Origin of the sequence: Micromonospora sp. HNM0581 (assembly GCF_012726175.1) — a bacterium.
In the GTDB taxonomy this organism is placed as follows: domain Bacteria; phylum Actinomycetota; class Actinomycetes; order Mycobacteriales; family Micromonosporaceae; genus Micromonospora.
Genome location: NZ_JAASAD010000011.1, coordinates 69,240 through 83,930 on the forward strand (window position 1 = coordinate 69,240; position 14,691 = coordinate 83,930).

Genomic DNA, 14,691 nt, shown 5'->3' on the forward strand with positions numbered 1-14,691 from the left:
ACAACACCCTCCGGTCAGGCAGCTTGCCGGTTCGCCACCGCGAGTACCGCCCGCCCCCGCTGGAGATGGCCCACCGCCCGGGGAAAATCGTGTAGTAACCGACCGTAGTGCTCCAGGGACGCGTCCATCGTCGCGACCGGCACCTCTCGACTACCCAGGATCGTCGCCAGCCACTCGATGAACTCGGTGAACAGCGAGCCGTCGTCGACGTAGAGAGCGGCGGCCAGAAAATCGACAATGTATCCGAGGTCGCTCACAGTCGCGTCCAGTTGGGCGGGCGAGTGGTCTCGGACGGCCGGGAACCGCCGCGCCAGTTCGGCCAGGGCGCTGTCGATCAGCTCACCGCGCCGGCTGACCAAACTGGCGTACTCGTCGTCGGCCAGGTGCACCAGGTCGGCCGGCGGTACCGCACGCAGCGCCCGTTCGTCGTCGAACAGGTCGGCGGCGGCGGGCGCGCTGGGAGCCCACGGCACCCCGAGTCGGCGCGCCCACCGGCCGTCCACGCCGAAACCCCGACCGCCGACGAGCACCGGCACGTCCGAACGCCGGCACGCCTCGATCATCCGGTGCGCATGGGGTAGCCGCATCGGCAACGCGGAGGCCAGCGCCACCGCGTACGCGTCGTAGCGGTGCAGGTACGACACCAAATGCGCAGCCGGCACGCTGGCCCCCAGGAAGGTCACATCCCAGCCGCGCAGGCGCAGCACCTCGGCCACCAGCCGCGCCGGCAACGCGTGCCACTCGCCGTCCATGCAGGCCACCACGATCCGGGCGCGGGTCGGACGCACGTCGACGTACGCGGCGACAGCGGCCACCACCCGCTCACTGATGTGGGTCGCCGCGTGCTCCTGAGCCACACTCCACTCGTTGCGCGCCCACCGTTCCCCCACCTCGGCCTGAGCCGGCGCGACCAGGTCCAGCAGTACCCGGTCTGCCGCCACACCACCGTCGAGCAGCCGGTGCGCCACCTCGATGGCGGAATGTTCGTCGGCCTCGGCGAGACAGTGCAGATAATCCGGGTAGGCGGCCTCGAGAGAGGTGTCCTGCGTCGCGGCGGTCACTGGGCCGTCGTCCTCGCCGAATCCGACCCGGTCGCGCCCGGCACCGCGTGCAGATGCCGCTGCGGGCGGCCACCGCCGGCGGCACGCAGGGCGAGCACCGCGATGTCGTCGTGCTCGCGCTGGGCCAGCCAGTCGCAGGTCACCTGCTCGATCCGCTCGGCCAGAGCGGGCGCCGGCATCCGATGGCACCCGCCGAGCGCTTGCACCAGACGATCGGTGCCGAGCAGTTCCTCGCCCCACCGACCGCCCCGGGCCTCGGTGACTCCGTCGCTGTAGAGCAGGCAGGTCTCCCCCGGGGCGAGCCGGGTGGAAACCTGACCGATCCGCGGATCCGGCACCACACCGATGAGCATCCCGTTCAACGGCAACTGCTCCACCTCGCCGGAGGCGCGCAGCACCAGCGGCGGCAGGTGCCCGCCGCCGGCAAGCGTCAACCCCAGGCCACCGTCACGATGCGGACGGGCCACGCCCAGCACCATCGTGGCGAACCGGCCCTGACCGTGCGCCAGCGTCGTCTCCAGCAGCGTGTCGTTGAGCAGCCGCAGCAGCCGCGCCGGTTGCTGCTCGACCCGGTGCAGCGCGTGCAAGCACTGACGCAGCTGCCCGGTGAACACCGCCGCTTCGACCCCCTTACCGGAGACGTCGCCGAGGAAGAACACCGAGCCACCGTCGGGCAGCCGGTGTGACCCGTAGAAGTCGCCCCCGATGCGCAGGCCGGCCTGCGCTGGACGGTACGCCGTACCCCACTGCACCCCCGGTGCCGGCGCGGGCGCGACAGGCAGCAGGCTGGCCTGCAACATGTCGGCCACCTCCGTCTGTTCGCGGTAGAGCAGTGCGGTGGTCAACGCCGCACCGGCCCGGGCAGCGAAGGCCCGGACCAGGTCCACGTCGTGCTCTGCGTACCAGCCGCCCGCCCCACGCGCGACGAGCAACACCCCCGCCGGCTCGTCCCGACCCGGCAACGGCACCAGGCGGGCCGCCACGTCGGCGGCGGAGCCGCCGGGCAGCCAGCCCGCGTCGACGGCCTGCTCGACCAGCCAGTCCACGGTGTGCGCGGCGCTGCCCCGCAGGCTGTCGGCGATCGCCGGGGGCAGCTGCGCCGCAGCCAGCACACCACGATCGACAGCGGGGGTCCCGTCCGCGTCCTGGCGAGCCCGCCACCATCGCGCCCGCCCGGATCGGGGCGCCGTGACCAGCACCGCCACCTCGGCCAGGGTCGGCACGGCGAGTCGGACCACGGCGGCAGCGGCACGATCCGGATGCATCGGGTTGCCCAGCTTGTCGCCGACGGTGGTGAGGAACGCCGACCTCGACCGCTCGGCGGCCAGTTCCTCGGCCCGCTTCTCGTCCTCACTGACATCTTCGACGTACCAGCAGCTACGCCCGGCGGACAACGGCACCTGACGCAACCGCAGCCGTCGGCCGTGGTGGCGCAGATACGACTCGTGGGAGGTCAGCTGCTCCACCGCCGCGAGCCTCCCGCCGACGACCGCCTCGGGCAGCAGACGTCGCGCGACCGGGCTGACGTGCCGCACGGAGCCGTCCGGGCCGCACAGCACCACGCCTTCGTGCAGATGTTCGGCGACCTCCGCCCAGTCTGCGGCGAGCTGCCCCCACGGTGGTTCCCCGGCGGCCGAGCCGGCCGCCGGCCGAGAGGTGGTCGGACGCCAGACGGGAACCCGGTCGACGCTCGGCGTGGCAGACCGTCCGTCGCCGGGGTCGAGGTCCCTGACGTCGGCACCTGTCACCAGCTTGAGCCTCGCTCCTTGTCGGTTCCGCAGCCGCTTCGAGCAGCGCGCATCGTCGCGTCCAGGCCCCAGCCTACGCGGGTCTGCCGGTACCGCCACCCCGGCGACCGGGCGATCGGGTGCCGACCAGCGAACCGGCCAGGTGGTTGTTACGATCCGAACGCCCCTGCCCGCCCGCCACCGCGGAAGGCGTGATCGTTGCTGTCCCACGGTCGCAGACCCGAGACGCCGCCGCTGCGCATGTCCGTCGACCGGTCCGTCCCACACTCCCCCGTGATCCAGGTCGTCGGTGACCTCGCCTACATGACCGCCGCGCCGCTGCGCGTCGAGATCGACCGGACGATGGACACCGGCCTCATCACTCTAATACTCGACTTCGGCGGCCTGAAGTTCATCGACAGCACCGGACTCAGCGTCATCGTCCACGCGTGGCGCGAGGGACAGCAGCGGGGCGTCCGCGTGCGGTTGCGGTCGGTCCCCCGGTTCCTCGGGGCCATCCTCGACATGACCGGCGTCACCGGCCTGCTGGCCCGAGAGCCGACCGTCGTCGAGCCTGCCGGCGCCACACCCGACGACCGGTCCGTCACCGCATAGCGCCGGCCGCGAAACCTGCCCCGCAACTTGCGCCTCGCCGGCGTACTGGCAGCATGGGGTCATGTCGGCACAGTTGTTGGTCATCGAGGTCGACCGGCACGACGCGGGGCACGCGGAGGTGCGGCTGACCGGCGACCTCGACTACGACAGTGCGCCGGAGCTCGTCGAGGTCGTCGCCACCCTGCGGCGCGACGGCTACCACCAGCTGGTCATCGACCTCGCCGGGGTGGTCATGTGCGACTCCTCCGGGTTGAGCGCGTTCGTGGTGGCCCACCGGGGCGGCTCCGCGCCGCTACGGTTGACCGGCGTCAACGCCACGCTGCGCCAGCTGCTGGACCGCACCGGCCTCGCCGAGTTACTGGAGCTTCCACTGGTCGCCGGGGACGACGTGCAGGTCGCCGGCTGACCCGGACGGGTCACCTGTCGAGGGTGGCCCCCGACCCTGGGACCAGGGGTCGGGGGCCGGAGGAAGGCTCACGGGACCGGGATCGGGTACCGGCCGACGCGGTGGTGCCGCGCGGCCGGTTCCGCATCCTCCGGTGGGCCCGAATCGGGAGTCCTGAACAGGTAGCGGACGAACTCCGCACCTGTGCCGTCGTCCTGCCCGCCGGGCCACTGGCCGGCACAGTCGACGCCGATCACCTCACGACCGCTGCCATCGGCCTCTTCCACCAGCGCCCACAGGCTCACCGCGTAGCAGCGGGTGCCCTCCGGTGGTGTCAGCCGCCACCGGGCGTACCAACCGGGTCGCGCGGGGACGATCTCGACTATCCGCTTCATCACGACCTGCCCTTCCGCAGTGCCTCGGAAGATCTCCGGTCCACCGCGATCGTCGGCCCAGTCCGGGTGACGGGCCCTCACCCCGGCCGGATGAAGCCTCGTCGAGGTCGTCGAGCCGCCACCGCCCGAGCGGGTCGTTCAGCGCAGCCGCCCACTCCGGTGCCCGCCTGGGCGCGCTCCTCGACCGAAGCCGCGCTCAGCGGACCCGCGCGGGCGTCTCGGGCGACGAACTCTCCAGCGGTACGGCGTTCGCCGAGATCAGTCCGAGCTGCGCCGCCGGTCGCGGCAGTACGGCGTCGAGAAGCCAGTCGGTACCCACCCTGGCCCGGTTGCCGGGCATCGCGAGCAGGTGGTAGCCACGGGTGACCGCCTTGGCGGGCAGGCCGGACAGCGACACCTTCAACGGGTTCGCCGCGGCCTGCTTACCACCCAGGTCGACCACCCAACCAAGATCGTGGTGCTTGTACGGCCGGCGGCGTCCCCGGCCGTACGAGGCGGCGATGTTGTGCGCGGCAAGCTTGCCCTGGCGCTGCGCGTGCTGGGCGGTCATCGTGCAGATCTCACCGGGCCGGGTCAGATCCGGCACTGCGGCGGCGTCGCCGCAGGCGTAGACCTCGGGGAATCCGGGGACGGTGAGGTACTCGTCGACGACCAACCTCCCCTTCTCGGTCCGCAGGCCCAGGTCGGCCACGAACGGATCGGGGCGTACGCCCACGCACCAGACCAGCGAGCAGGTGGGCACGTACTCGCCGTCGGTGAGCTTCACCCCGTCGGAGGTGGCGACCGCAACCGAGGTGCCCATCCGCACGTCCACCCCCCGCCGGCGCAGCACCCGATCCGCGGTGACCGACATCCTGCGGTCCAGTTCCGGCAGCACGCGTGGGGCGACGTCCAGCAGCAGCCACCTGGGCCGGATCTTGAGCCGGGGGTGCTGGGCGGCCAGTTCGTCGGTGAACAGGATGCCGTGCGCGGCCACCTCGGTGCCGGTGTATCCGGCCCCCACCACCACGAACGTGGCGCGAGCCTGCTGCTCCGCCGGGTCCTCGGCCTGCTCGGCCAGTTCGATCTGCCGGACCACGTGATCGTGCAGGTACAGCGCCTCCGGCAGGCCGCGGAAACCGTGCGCGTACTCGGTGACACCGGGAATCGGTAGGAGCTTGTTGACGCTGCCCACGGCCAGGACCAGTCGGTCGTACGCCAGCCGGTTGCGGTCCCCCTCCGGCTGGGTGAAGCCGACCCACCGGTTCTGCAGGTCGACGCTGTCGGCCTCGCCGATGACCACCCGCACACCGTCGAGAGTGCCCGACAGTGGCACCGCGATCCGGCCCGGCTCCACCACGCCCGCCGCCACCTCCGGCAGCAGCGGAAGGTAGAGGAAGTAGTCGGTCGAGTTCAGCAGGACGATCTCGGCTCGGTCGCGGGCCAGCCGGTTCAACGTCTTCGCCGCGTGGTACCCGGCGAACCCGGCACCCACGATCACCACACGAGGTTTCGTCATTTCGGCCCGGTTCCCGCCGTACGCGGCGGCAAACGTCCTCGGCCAGTCGTCAGCCGCGATCGAGTGGCCTCGGGAACTGGAGGAAGGTGACACCTCGCAGGTCGAGCCAGGCGCGGTCGGAGCCGCGGACCAACCGCACCATCACTTCGATCGTACCGTCCATGATGGGAGGCTCACTTGCGCTCGGTGACGACCTCCTTGGCGCCCGGCACCACGTTACGGGTCGCACGGAGGCTGGTGTACGTGACCACGGTCAGCACAACGACGATGACCAGCAACGAGGCCACGGTGGGAATCTCCGGGACACCCTCCCAGACCCCGTGCGCCCAGTGCAGACCGAGCTTGACACCGATGAAGGCCAGGATGACCGCCAGGCCGTAGGTGAGGTGGACGAGCCGGCTCAACGCGGCGTGCAGCACGAAGTACAGTGCCCGCAGACCCAGCAAGGCGAAGGCGTTGGTGGCGAAGACGAGGTACGGGTCCTCGGTGATGCCGTAGACCGCCGGCACCGAGTCGACGGCGAAGACCACGTCGGTGGCGAGCACCGCCACCACTACGAGCGCGAGCGGGGTGAGCGCCCGGCGCCCGTCGACCTGGACGGTCATCTTGGTGCCGTGGTACTCGTGGACCACCGGCATGAACCGGCGCAGCAGACGCACCGAGCGCATGGAGCCGATGTCCACCGACTGCTCGTGCCCGGTGAACGCGTCGCGGAGCAGTTTGGCAGCGGTGAACAGCAGGATCAACGCGAAGATCAGGAAGGCGAAGTCCAGGGTCTGCAGGGCCGCGGCGCCGAGGGCGATGAACAGGCCCCGCAGCACGAGCGCCCCGGTGATGCCGAACAGCAGCACCCGCTGGGCGAGCACGGTCGGCACGGCGAAGGCGGCCAGCAGCAGCATGAAGACGAAAAGGTTGTCGACCGACAGCGATTTCTCGACCAGGTAGCCGGTGAGGTACTCGAAGCCGCGTTGGGAGCCGTAACGGTGCCATACCCAGGCGCCGAAGAGCAGCGGCAGGGCTATGTAGAAGGCGGACCAGCCGAGTGCCTCCTTGAGTGACACCTCGTGCGGGCGCCGGGTCACCAGGAAGTCCAGCACCAGCAGGGCGAGCACACCGAGCAGGGTGATCGCCCAGAGTGAGGGCGTACCTACCGAATCCAAGCCGGCCGCTACAGAGAAATCGGACATGGGGCCTCCTCGAACACCGTGTCATGTTCGAGGTCTCCTTCACCCACGTTTCGTGGGCAACCACCCGAGGCACGCTCCGGGCGCGCCGTACTGACCGGCATGGTTCGTGGGAAGTACTCCCCTCGTGCAGACAAGGTTAGGACAGCCGGTTCCGGCCCGCCAGGCGGGGCGTTGCCAGGTCCGGTGGGCTCGCTCACCGTCGGCAGCAGCCTGAACACGACGTGAGCGCCTATCGTGAGCCGGTGACCGCAGATCTGGCGACCGGCCCGCTGGCGGGCGTACGGGTGGTGGAGCTGGCCGGGATCGGCCCGGGGCCGTTCGCCGCGATGATGCTCGCCGACCTCGGGGCCGAGGTGATCCGGGTCGACCGGGTCGGCGAGGTCGATACTGCCGCCTTCGGTACCCCGCATCCCGATCTGCTCAACCGGGGACGCCGCTCTATCGGGGTGGACCTGAAGTCCACCGACGGGCGCGAGGTGGCTTTGGCCCTGATCGGTGCCGCGGACGTCCTCGTCGAGGGATTTCGGCCCGGGGTCACCGAGCGGCTCGGTGTCGGCCCGGCCGACTGCCACGCGGTCAACCCGAGGCTGGTCTACGGGCGGATGACCGGGTGGGGGCAGGACGGCCCCAATGCCCCGTACGCCGGGCACGACATCGACTATCTGGCGCTCACCGGCGCGCTGCACGGTGTCGGACGACCGGACGAGCCCCCGGTGCCACCGATGAACCTGCTCGGCGACTTCGGTGGCGGCGGCATGATGCTCGCCCTCGGTGTGGTCAGCGCACTGTACGCGGTGCGCGGAGGCGCGACCGGTCAGGTCGTCGACGCGGCGATCGTGGACGGAGTGGCGGTGCTCAGCACCCAGATCCACGCGTTGCGGGAACTCGGCATGTGGCGTAACGCGCGCGGTACGAATCTGCTCGACGGCGGTGCGCCGTTCTACGACACGTACGAGTGCGCCGACGGACGTTATCTCGCCGTCGGCGCACTGGAGCCCCGCTTCTACGACGAACTGGTCCGGCTGACGGGCTTCCCGCTGCCCCCCGACGAGCCGGTCGACCGGACCGACCCGGGAAACTGGCCGGTGTTGCGGGCGGCCTGGGCGCGCCTGTTCCGCAGCCGGACCCGCGACGAGTGGGCGGCACTGCTCACCGCTTCGGACGCCTGCGCCGCACCGGTGCTGGACTGGCACGAGGCCCCGCAGCACCCGCACCTTGCCGCCCGGGAGACGTTCGTGCGCCGCGACGGGGTCGTTCAGCCTGCTCCGGCGCCCCGGTTCTCCGCCACCCCGACCGCGATCCGACGACCGCCGCCCTGGCCGGGCGAGCACACCGACCAGATCCTCGCCGAGGTCGGCTTCGACCGGGACCGGATCGCCCGGCTGCGCGCCGCCGGAGCGATCGGCTGAGTGGATCGGATCAGCTTCGGCCGCGACGTAGGGTCGCACCGGGTGCCAGGGCGGGCTCCACCATGTCCCGGTAGTCACGGGGTAGCTGCACCACCAGCTCGTCGAACTCTCCGCCGGTGACAGCCTCCCGAATGGTGGTGAACACCGCTCGTGCCGCATCCCGGGCGGCTGGTTCGGCAACCCCGGCGCGTACGGCCACCCGGGCGACGAACTCGGCCGCACCGAACCGCTCCGCCGCCTCGATGTCCGGGGTCGGACGCATCGGCAGCCGCAGCGGGGCGGGCAGTTGCACGGCCAGATCCAGCACCTCGCCGCCGGTCAGCCGCTCGGCCAGCGTCTCGAGCGTCGCCCGGATCAGCTCCGCCGCCCGCGACGACGAGGTAGCGGTGCGTTGGGCGACCTGGTCGACGAACGTGTCGTAGTTCATCGGGTACCCCCTCCGTCCGGCGGTTACCCATCCATCGGGTCACGAAACGGCGACCGCCTTTCCGTCCGACTCAGCGCGTGAGGGGCCCCACGACGGGTATCCGCGGCCGGTCGTGACCGGACCGGAGCCCGGGAGGAGCCGACACCATGGCAAGTTACGCCGACATCCTGCGATACCTGTCCGACTTGGACTATCCCGCGGGCAAGAACGAGGTGGTACGCGAGGCCGAGCGCGAGGGGGCGCCGCCGGACGTGCTGCAGGCCCTGCGTGCGCTGCCTCCGGTGGACTACGCGAACGGCAACCAGGTGGCCCGGTCGGCCGGCATCGAGGCGGACCCAGAGATCACAGACGCGCAGCGCGGCGCCCGGGGCCGCGACAAACGGCACCAGCGGGTGTCCCAACACCTGCGCAGCATCTGAACTGCTCAGCGGTGCCGGCGGCGGACCCGTTGGCGAGGGCACCTGCCGATCCGAACGCACGGGGACACCCCGACCGCGAACCGCAGTCGGGGGCGCCCCTGCGTAACCGCCTGCCCTGGCGACCGTGCGCCCGAACCGGGCGCAGCCACCAGGCGGCCGACAGCCACCCGAACCGGGTGGCTGCGCGTCAGTAAGATCAGCCTACCGCACGACATCAGCCGAATGGCCAGTAGGTGCCCGCCGAAGGGCCGCGACACCGGGATGTGATGCCATTGCCCGGATCGGCGGTCGCCACACCGGGCGGTCGGGTCTCGGCGGGCGTCGCTTCGGCACGCTCCACGATCCGACGCTACGCCCGCCCGGGTCACCCACCCTCAGTGCCGGTCAGCGGGCACCCCGGTGGGTTTCATGCGTCGCGTACGGTCACCACGTTGGCACCGGCGACCAGGTCCAGGAAGATCCGTTCGGCGACCCGGTCCCAGCCCGACGAGCCGAACACCGTGCCCGGCGCGGGGCCGTCGCGGCGCTCGCCGTAGACGTCGACGGAGCCGGCACCGGAGCCGGTCCGGACGCGCACCGGCAGGCCGTCGGTGACCGTCACATCGAGCTGGTTGACCCCACCGGTGACCCGCACCACGAGCAGCCCGTCGACCCGAGGCAACCGGAGGTCGGTCACGGTCGCACCGCCTACCAGCTCCAGTCCGGACAGCCGGGCGGCGCTCAGATCCACCCACCGCTCGGCAGCACCACCGGTGAGCCGCAGATTCCAGGTCACCCGCGCGTTCAGCAGCACCTCGACCGTGCCGGGCTGTTCACCGATCCGCTCCATCCGCAGCGACACCCGGTCGCCGACGAGTTCGGGGCGGCCCCGTGCGCCGGACGCCGCGGGGCTCACCACGCGGTACAGCTCCTCCCCCAGCTCAACGACCCGCAGATCGATGCGGTCCAACCCGTCGACCAGTTCGAAGCTGGCCTCCCGCCGACCGTCCAGCGGCGCGGCCCGTACCTCCTGAGGAGTCTCCCGGGCGGCCCGGGCGGCGCCTCCCAGTCCGCTGGCTTCGTCCGGGCCGGCGGTCGCAGCGACCACCGGATCCGTCGTACCGGAGAAGACGAGACCGAGCCGGTGCGGGTCGGAGAGGATCGCCACGACAGCGACCGCTCCCAGGCCCAGCACCAGCAACGCGGCGGCGACGAGCAGCCGGGCCGCCAGCGACCAGACCGGCTGGTCCTGTGGGGGCTCTTCGCTGCCGACAGGTGTCACCGACGACACCTCGATCTGCGGCACCGGGGCGGGCCCGCTAGATGTTCGGTCCTGTCCGTCCTGCACCGATTCGTCCATCGGTCTCCCCTTTCACGGTCCCCATACGCAGGGGTACGCGCCAGGAGGCACGACGGATCAGTCGAACCCGTGCCTGAGCTGGCACGAGACGGGAAAATGAACCGGACGGCGGTGACGAACCGTACCGCACCCGGTAGGCGCAGGCCGCCGCTGAGCGTCGTCGGCCGCACATGGCGGGGGCGAAGATCGACGGGTTCCGTCGGGTCGCCGAGGCGATGCTGGCGCACGGCGTGATGTACGGACGGGCACAGCACGGTACCGGTGCCCGTCGGAGGGAGCGGCAGGCACCGGTACCGTCGTTCCCGGGCCCCGCCCGGTGGTGGATCAGTTCACGCCACCCGCACCGAAGCGGTTGCGCCGCCGCCAGGCGAGCGTGCCGAGCAGCAGGACGGCTCCGGCTGCGACGAGTCCACCGCCGACCTTCATCGGCGTTTCGAGACTGCTGCCGGTGACCGGTAGGTGCGGCTTCTCCTTAGGTAGCACCCGTAGCTGCGTCGTGGCGGTACGCCCGGACTCCCGGCCGGTGGCGGTGAAGGTGAGCAGGCCGGTCACCGACGGCGTGTACCGCCGGGTGAAGACCCCTGCGGAGTTGGTCCGGGCGGTGAAGCTCGACGGCGCGGCGGCCTGGAGCGCGACCGGCGCCATGGCGACGGTACTGCCGTCGCTGCGCCGTGCCGTGCCGGCGGCGGGCGCGGCCAGCGGCGTCACCGAGACGGCGATGTCCACCGTCTCGTTCGGCCCGTAGTCGCGGCCGGTGAGGACGACCGTCTCACCGTGATAGATGGTGGGTCGGTTCACCGTCAGCGACGCGAGCACCGGCGGGTACGGGGGTGGTTGGGGCGTACCGTCGACCGATGGCGTCGGCTGCGGCTGCGCCGCCCCCGCCGCGGTCGGCACGGCCACCACGGCCAGACCGACCGTGAGCGCCATGATGATGCGGGAAAGCCGCATGTTTCGTTCCCTCCTACTGAGAACAGCTTGGTGCGGTGACAACATGGGTGGTCCATGGGGTGGCGGTCGGGGTCAGCCACAACTCGGCCGCTCCGCTGTCCGTCTTGCCGGTCAGTAGCGTGATCTCCAACGTGCTGCTTCCACCCGGTCCGAGCTCGACGTTCACGGTGGCGACCTGCCGTCGCCGTTCGGTGCCGTTGCCGACCGAGGTTTCGGCACCGTCGAGCCGGGTGTCGAGCACCGCCCCACCGGCCGGGCCGTACACCGACACGAGGGTCCGGACGGTGTACGGGTCCCCGGCCCGACCGAGGCCGAGGACCGAGTCACTGAGTCCCGAGGCCGGTGCGGTGGACTGGAGGGTCAACCGCAGCTCCAGCTCACGGCGGCCATCGGCGTGACAGGCGCCGACCGTGAGGTCGGCGCTCTGTCGGAGGTAGTAGCCGAGCTTCGCGCCGCTGCCGTCGTTGAGGAACACACCGACCGTCGGAACGGTGTCCTGTTCCGGGAGCGTCCCGGCCATCCGGCTGTCACCGAGCGTCCGTTGTTCTCCCGATCGGGCACTCCAGAACAATATCCGACGCTCCTGTATAGATCGACTCAATGCGGACATGAACCCGCCAGGACTGACATCTCGTTCGAAGAGCGTGTCGAAGACCGTGGCCGCCGCGCTGGCGAAGAAGACGTCCTGCTCCTTCGGACCCATCTGCTGATAGGTGTCGCTGAGCAGGGTCCGGACCGCATTCTCGGCGCTCAATGCCACCCCGCCCGGCACCCGTACCGGTCCGGTGACCTCGAGCAGGTACGACAACACCACCGGGTCGACCGCGAGAACGCCGTCGACCGTCTCCCCACTGTGCCGCTTGTACATCTGCCGATAGAGCGCGGCTGCGGTCGGGAAGTGCGGGCTGAGGTTGACGTCCGCCGGATAGGTGCCGGGCAGTTCCCCCCACAGGGCGCGTACCTCGGCCGGGACCGCGAGCGGCTGCGGGAACCGCCCCAGACTCCCACTGCTGCCCTGGGCACCCATCCTGACCCGGCCCTGTTCGGCCTCGATGACCGCGTACGCGCCGAACATGCCACCGGTCGCCCGCACCTCCGCGGAGTTCTGCGACACCAGCAGGTACCGTCGCGGCCCGTCAACGCCGAGCAACGGCGGCAACAGACGACTCGCCCGGTCCACCGCCGAGGTCATCGCGCCCAGCCGGTCGACCTCACCACGCAACTCCGTCAGGGCATGCCGCACCTGTCCGAACAACCGGTCCTCGGAAACCTCGGCCAGCTCGGTGCGGTTCCGCTGCACGGCGGCGTGCACCGCGACCAGATCGTCGGCGACGGCACGCAGAGCGGTCAGGTCCAGCCGACCCTCCCTGGGCACCAGCCCGCCGAGGTCGACGCGGAGCAACGCCGGAAACGCCTGGCGGGCGAGATCGTCGAGGGCGATGGCGATCTGGCGGATCACGGTGAGGTTGGCCCCGGCTACCGGCGCCTGCCGACCGAGCCACCATCCGGGGTCAGCGGTGGCCCGCAGTGCCGCTGCGGACTGTTCCTGAAGGGCAGCAAGGGTCCGTTGGGCGCGGGCGACGTCGCCACCGACGAGATGCGCGCTCAACTCGCCGGCCAGGTCGGCGGCGTTGACCAGGTGGGCGCGGGCCTGCCAGCCTCGGAAGCCGACCCAACCGGCGAGGCCCAGCAGCAACGAGCCGACCACCAGAGTGGTCAGCAGGACGCGGCGCAGTCGGGCACGCCGACGACGGCGGGACCGACTGCGCCGGCGTCGGGGACTCTCGCTCTCCGTCACGTCACATCCTTCCCGGGACCGTCAGCGAGTCTTTCCGTTCTTAACACGTAACGGACTATTCGGTGTGTTGATGACGGAATCATGCTGTTTGAGAGTTTCGTTCTCTTTTCCTGACGCGAAAGTCACCGTCGTGCGCCGCCGCACGCAGCAGCTCCTCGATCCGGTCGACGCCCGCCGGCAACGACATCTCCCGCAGGTACACCTCTCGACCGCGCCGCCCCATCTCGGCCCGCGTGGGCGCCGGAATCTGCGCCGCCAGCCAGAACCGGTCCGCCAGGCTGGCCCAGTCCTCCGGCGGGCAGGACAGACCCGCCCGGGCCCGCTCGACGAGAGTCGCGGTGTCGCCGCCAGCCGAGGCGACCACCGGGACACCGCAGGACATGGCCGCCGGGAGCTTGTCCGGCACGCTGCTGCGCAGCTCCGGAAGATCACGCGACATGACCAGCTGGTAGTCGGCGGCGGCGTACAGCTCCGGCATGTCCAACGGGGACCGCCGGTCCACGAACCGGACGTTGGTGGCCCGCAGCTCGGCGGCGAGCCCCCGCACCCGCCGCTCGTCGGAACCCGAGCCCACCAGGACCAGGTCCACGGTCTCGCCCAGGGCTGCCGCTGCCCGTACCGCCGTGTCCAGCCCCTGCCGTGCCCCGATCGTGCCTGCGTGCATCACGACACACCGCTCGTCACGGCGGACCAGGCGCCGCGCGGCCGGACCGGCCGACGCCGGGCGAAAGATCCGCTCGTCGGTCCAGTTGAGCACCACACCGACCCGCGCCGGATCGATCCCGTCCGACACCACCGCGTCGCGCAGCGAGGGCGTGGGCACCGCGACCCGGCTGGCGGCCCGGTACGTCCGGAGGGTGGCTGCCCGCACCCGCGCCGCCCACCGCCCCTCCTCGGCCGAGTCGGGCACCTGTTCGGCCCAGACGTCCGGCACGTGCAGCACCAGTGGCACCGGGCCGAGCAGGCGGAGCAGGGCCGCCGAGGCGAACGCGGCGGCCGGGGGCTGATAGACGTACAGCACGTCCACACCGGCCAGGAAGCGGCGACCCACGAGCGCCGCGCTACCAGCGAAGGTGAGCCAGGACGCCATCCGCCCGCGCACGGTGTCGTCGCCGGTGCTGTACCGGGGCACCCGGCGCACGGTCAGCCCCCGGCTGCGGGTCTCGTGGTGCCAACGTTGTCGCCAACCCGGATAGACGTGCCCGCCCGGGTAGTCGGGGAATCCGCACAGGACCCGGGTCTCGTGGCCCCGCGCGGCCAACTCCTCGGCGAGACTGCCGGGGATGAACGCCGGCTCCGGGGGAAAGTGGTAGGTCACGACCCCGACCCGCACCGGGACACCTCCGTCCCCGAACACCGGTTCGGCGCGCCGTCCGCGACCGGGGCCGCGACGACTGCGTAGGATCTCGGCATCCCCTCACGAGGCGGACGCCCCCGGCGACCGCCCGTCGTCGCGGTGCCGCCGCCCGCGACCGCGTCG

The 14,691-nt window shown here is 71.4% G+C and carries 14 protein-coding genes; 4 read left to right on the forward strand and 10 right to left on the reverse strand.

Going from position 1 to position 14,691, the window contains the following annotated elements:
- Nucleotides 1-14: 14 nt before the first annotated feature.
- Both HCA58_RS15095 and HCA58_RS15100 read right to left on the reverse strand, forming a co-directional pair.
- The gene (locus HCA58_RS15095; RefSeq protein WP_169598468.1) at nucleotides 15-1,061 is read right to left on the reverse strand and encodes a cobalamin B12-binding domain-containing protein; all 1,047 of its coding nucleotides are present in this window, start codon (nucleotides 1,059-1,061) and stop codon (nucleotides 15-17) included.
- Nucleotides 1,058-2,809 carry a PP2C family protein-serine/threonine phosphatase gene (locus HCA58_RS15100; protein WP_169598469.1) on the reverse strand — a complete coding sequence of 584 codons (1,752 nt, stop codon included), beginning with the start codon at nucleotides 2,807-2,809 and terminating at the stop codon, nucleotides 1,058-1,060. The genes HCA58_RS15095 and HCA58_RS15100 overlap by 4 nt, the downstream gene beginning before the upstream one ends.
- A 273-nt stretch (nucleotides 2,810-3,082) precedes the next feature.
- Here HCA58_RS15100 and HCA58_RS15105 point away from each other — a divergent pair, with 273 nt between their 5' ends.
- Complete coding sequence (locus HCA58_RS15105; protein WP_346775995.1) at nucleotides 3,083-3,403, forward strand: STAS domain-containing protein; 321 nt, start codon at nucleotides 3,083-3,085, stop codon at nucleotides 3,401-3,403.
- 61 nt (nucleotides 3,404-3,464) lie between these two features.
- The gene (locus tag HCA58_RS15110; protein WP_169598470.1) at nucleotides 3,465-3,809 is read left to right on the forward strand and encodes an STAS domain-containing protein; all 345 of its coding nucleotides are present in this window, start codon (nucleotides 3,465-3,467) and stop codon (nucleotides 3,807-3,809) included.
- Nucleotides 3,810-3,877: 68 nt separating this feature from the next.
- Here the strand turns inward: HCA58_RS15110 and HCA58_RS15115 are convergent, their stop codons facing one another.
- The 3 genes from HCA58_RS15115 to HCA58_RS15125 all read right to left on the reverse strand — a co-directional run bounded on the left by HCA58_RS15115 (nucleotide 3,878) and on the right by HCA58_RS15125 (nucleotide 6,868).
- The gene (locus tag HCA58_RS15115; RefSeq protein ID WP_169598471.1) at nucleotides 3,878-4,183 is read right to left on the reverse strand and encodes a hypothetical protein; all 306 of its coding nucleotides are present in this window, start codon (nucleotides 4,181-4,183) and stop codon (nucleotides 3,878-3,880) included.
- A 196-nt stretch (nucleotides 4,184-4,379) separates the two neighbouring features.
- The gene (locus HCA58_RS15120; RefSeq protein ID WP_169598472.1) at nucleotides 4,380-5,681 is read right to left on the reverse strand and encodes an NAD(P)/FAD-dependent oxidoreductase; all 1,302 of its coding nucleotides are present in this window, start codon (nucleotides 5,679-5,681) and stop codon (nucleotides 4,380-4,382) included.
- Between the two features lie 173 nt (nucleotides 5,682-5,854).
- Entirely contained in the window at nucleotides 5,855-6,868 is a 1,014-nt protein-coding gene (locus HCA58_RS15125; RefSeq protein ID WP_169598473.1) for a TerC/Alx family metal homeostasis membrane protein, read from the reverse strand.
- Nucleotides 6,869-7,110: 242 nt separating this feature from the next.
- Here HCA58_RS15125 and HCA58_RS15130 point away from each other — a divergent pair, with 242 nt between their 5' ends.
- The gene (locus HCA58_RS15130; RefSeq protein WP_169598474.1) at nucleotides 7,111-8,277 is read left to right on the forward strand and encodes a CaiB/BaiF CoA-transferase family protein; all 1,167 of its coding nucleotides are present in this window, start codon (nucleotides 7,111-7,113) and stop codon (nucleotides 8,275-8,277) included.
- A gap of 10 nt (nucleotides 8,278-8,287) precedes the next feature.
- On the opposite strand, the gene HCA58_RS15135 is transcribed toward HCA58_RS15130, so the two are convergent.
- Nucleotides 8,288-8,704: a DUF2267 domain-containing protein gene (locus HCA58_RS15135; RefSeq protein WP_169598475.1), complete on the reverse strand. Its 417-nt coding sequence runs from the start codon at nucleotides 8,702-8,704 to the stop codon at nucleotides 8,288-8,290.
- 146 nt (nucleotides 8,705-8,850) lie between these two features.
- Here HCA58_RS15135 and HCA58_RS15140 point away from each other — a divergent pair, with 146 nt between their 5' ends.
- Nucleotides 8,851-9,123 (forward strand): DUF2795 domain-containing protein, encoded by a 273-nt coding sequence (locus HCA58_RS15140; RefSeq protein ID WP_169598476.1) that lies wholly within the window; start codon nucleotides 8,851-8,853, stop codon nucleotides 9,121-9,123.
- Between the two features lie 406 nt (nucleotides 9,124-9,529).
- Here the strand turns inward: HCA58_RS15140 and HCA58_RS15145 are convergent, their stop codons facing one another.
- The 4 genes from HCA58_RS15145 to HCA58_RS15160 all read right to left on the reverse strand — a co-directional run bounded on the left by HCA58_RS15145 (nucleotide 9,530) and on the right by HCA58_RS15160 (nucleotide 14,544).
- Entirely contained in the window at nucleotides 9,530-10,462 is a 933-nt protein-coding gene (locus HCA58_RS15145) for a cell wall-active antibiotics response protein (RefSeq protein WP_240956251.1), read from the reverse strand.
- Between the two features lie 324 nt (nucleotides 10,463-10,786).
- Nucleotides 10,787-11,413 (reverse strand): hypothetical protein, encoded by a 627-nt coding sequence (locus HCA58_RS15150; protein WP_169598477.1) that lies wholly within the window; start codon nucleotides 11,411-11,413, stop codon nucleotides 10,787-10,789.
- A 13-nt stretch (nucleotides 11,414-11,426) separates the two neighbouring features.
- Nucleotides 11,427-13,211 (reverse strand): DUF4012 domain-containing protein, encoded by a 1,785-nt coding sequence (locus HCA58_RS15155; RefSeq protein ID WP_346775996.1) that lies wholly within the window; start codon nucleotides 13,209-13,211, stop codon nucleotides 11,427-11,429.
- Between the two features lie 79 nt (nucleotides 13,212-13,290).
- On the reverse strand, nucleotides 13,291-14,544 hold the full coding sequence (locus HCA58_RS15160) for a glycosyltransferase family 4 protein (protein WP_169598478.1): 1,254 nt from the start codon (nucleotides 14,542-14,544) through the stop codon (nucleotides 13,291-13,293).
- Nucleotides 14,545-14,691 lie beyond the last annotated feature (147 nt).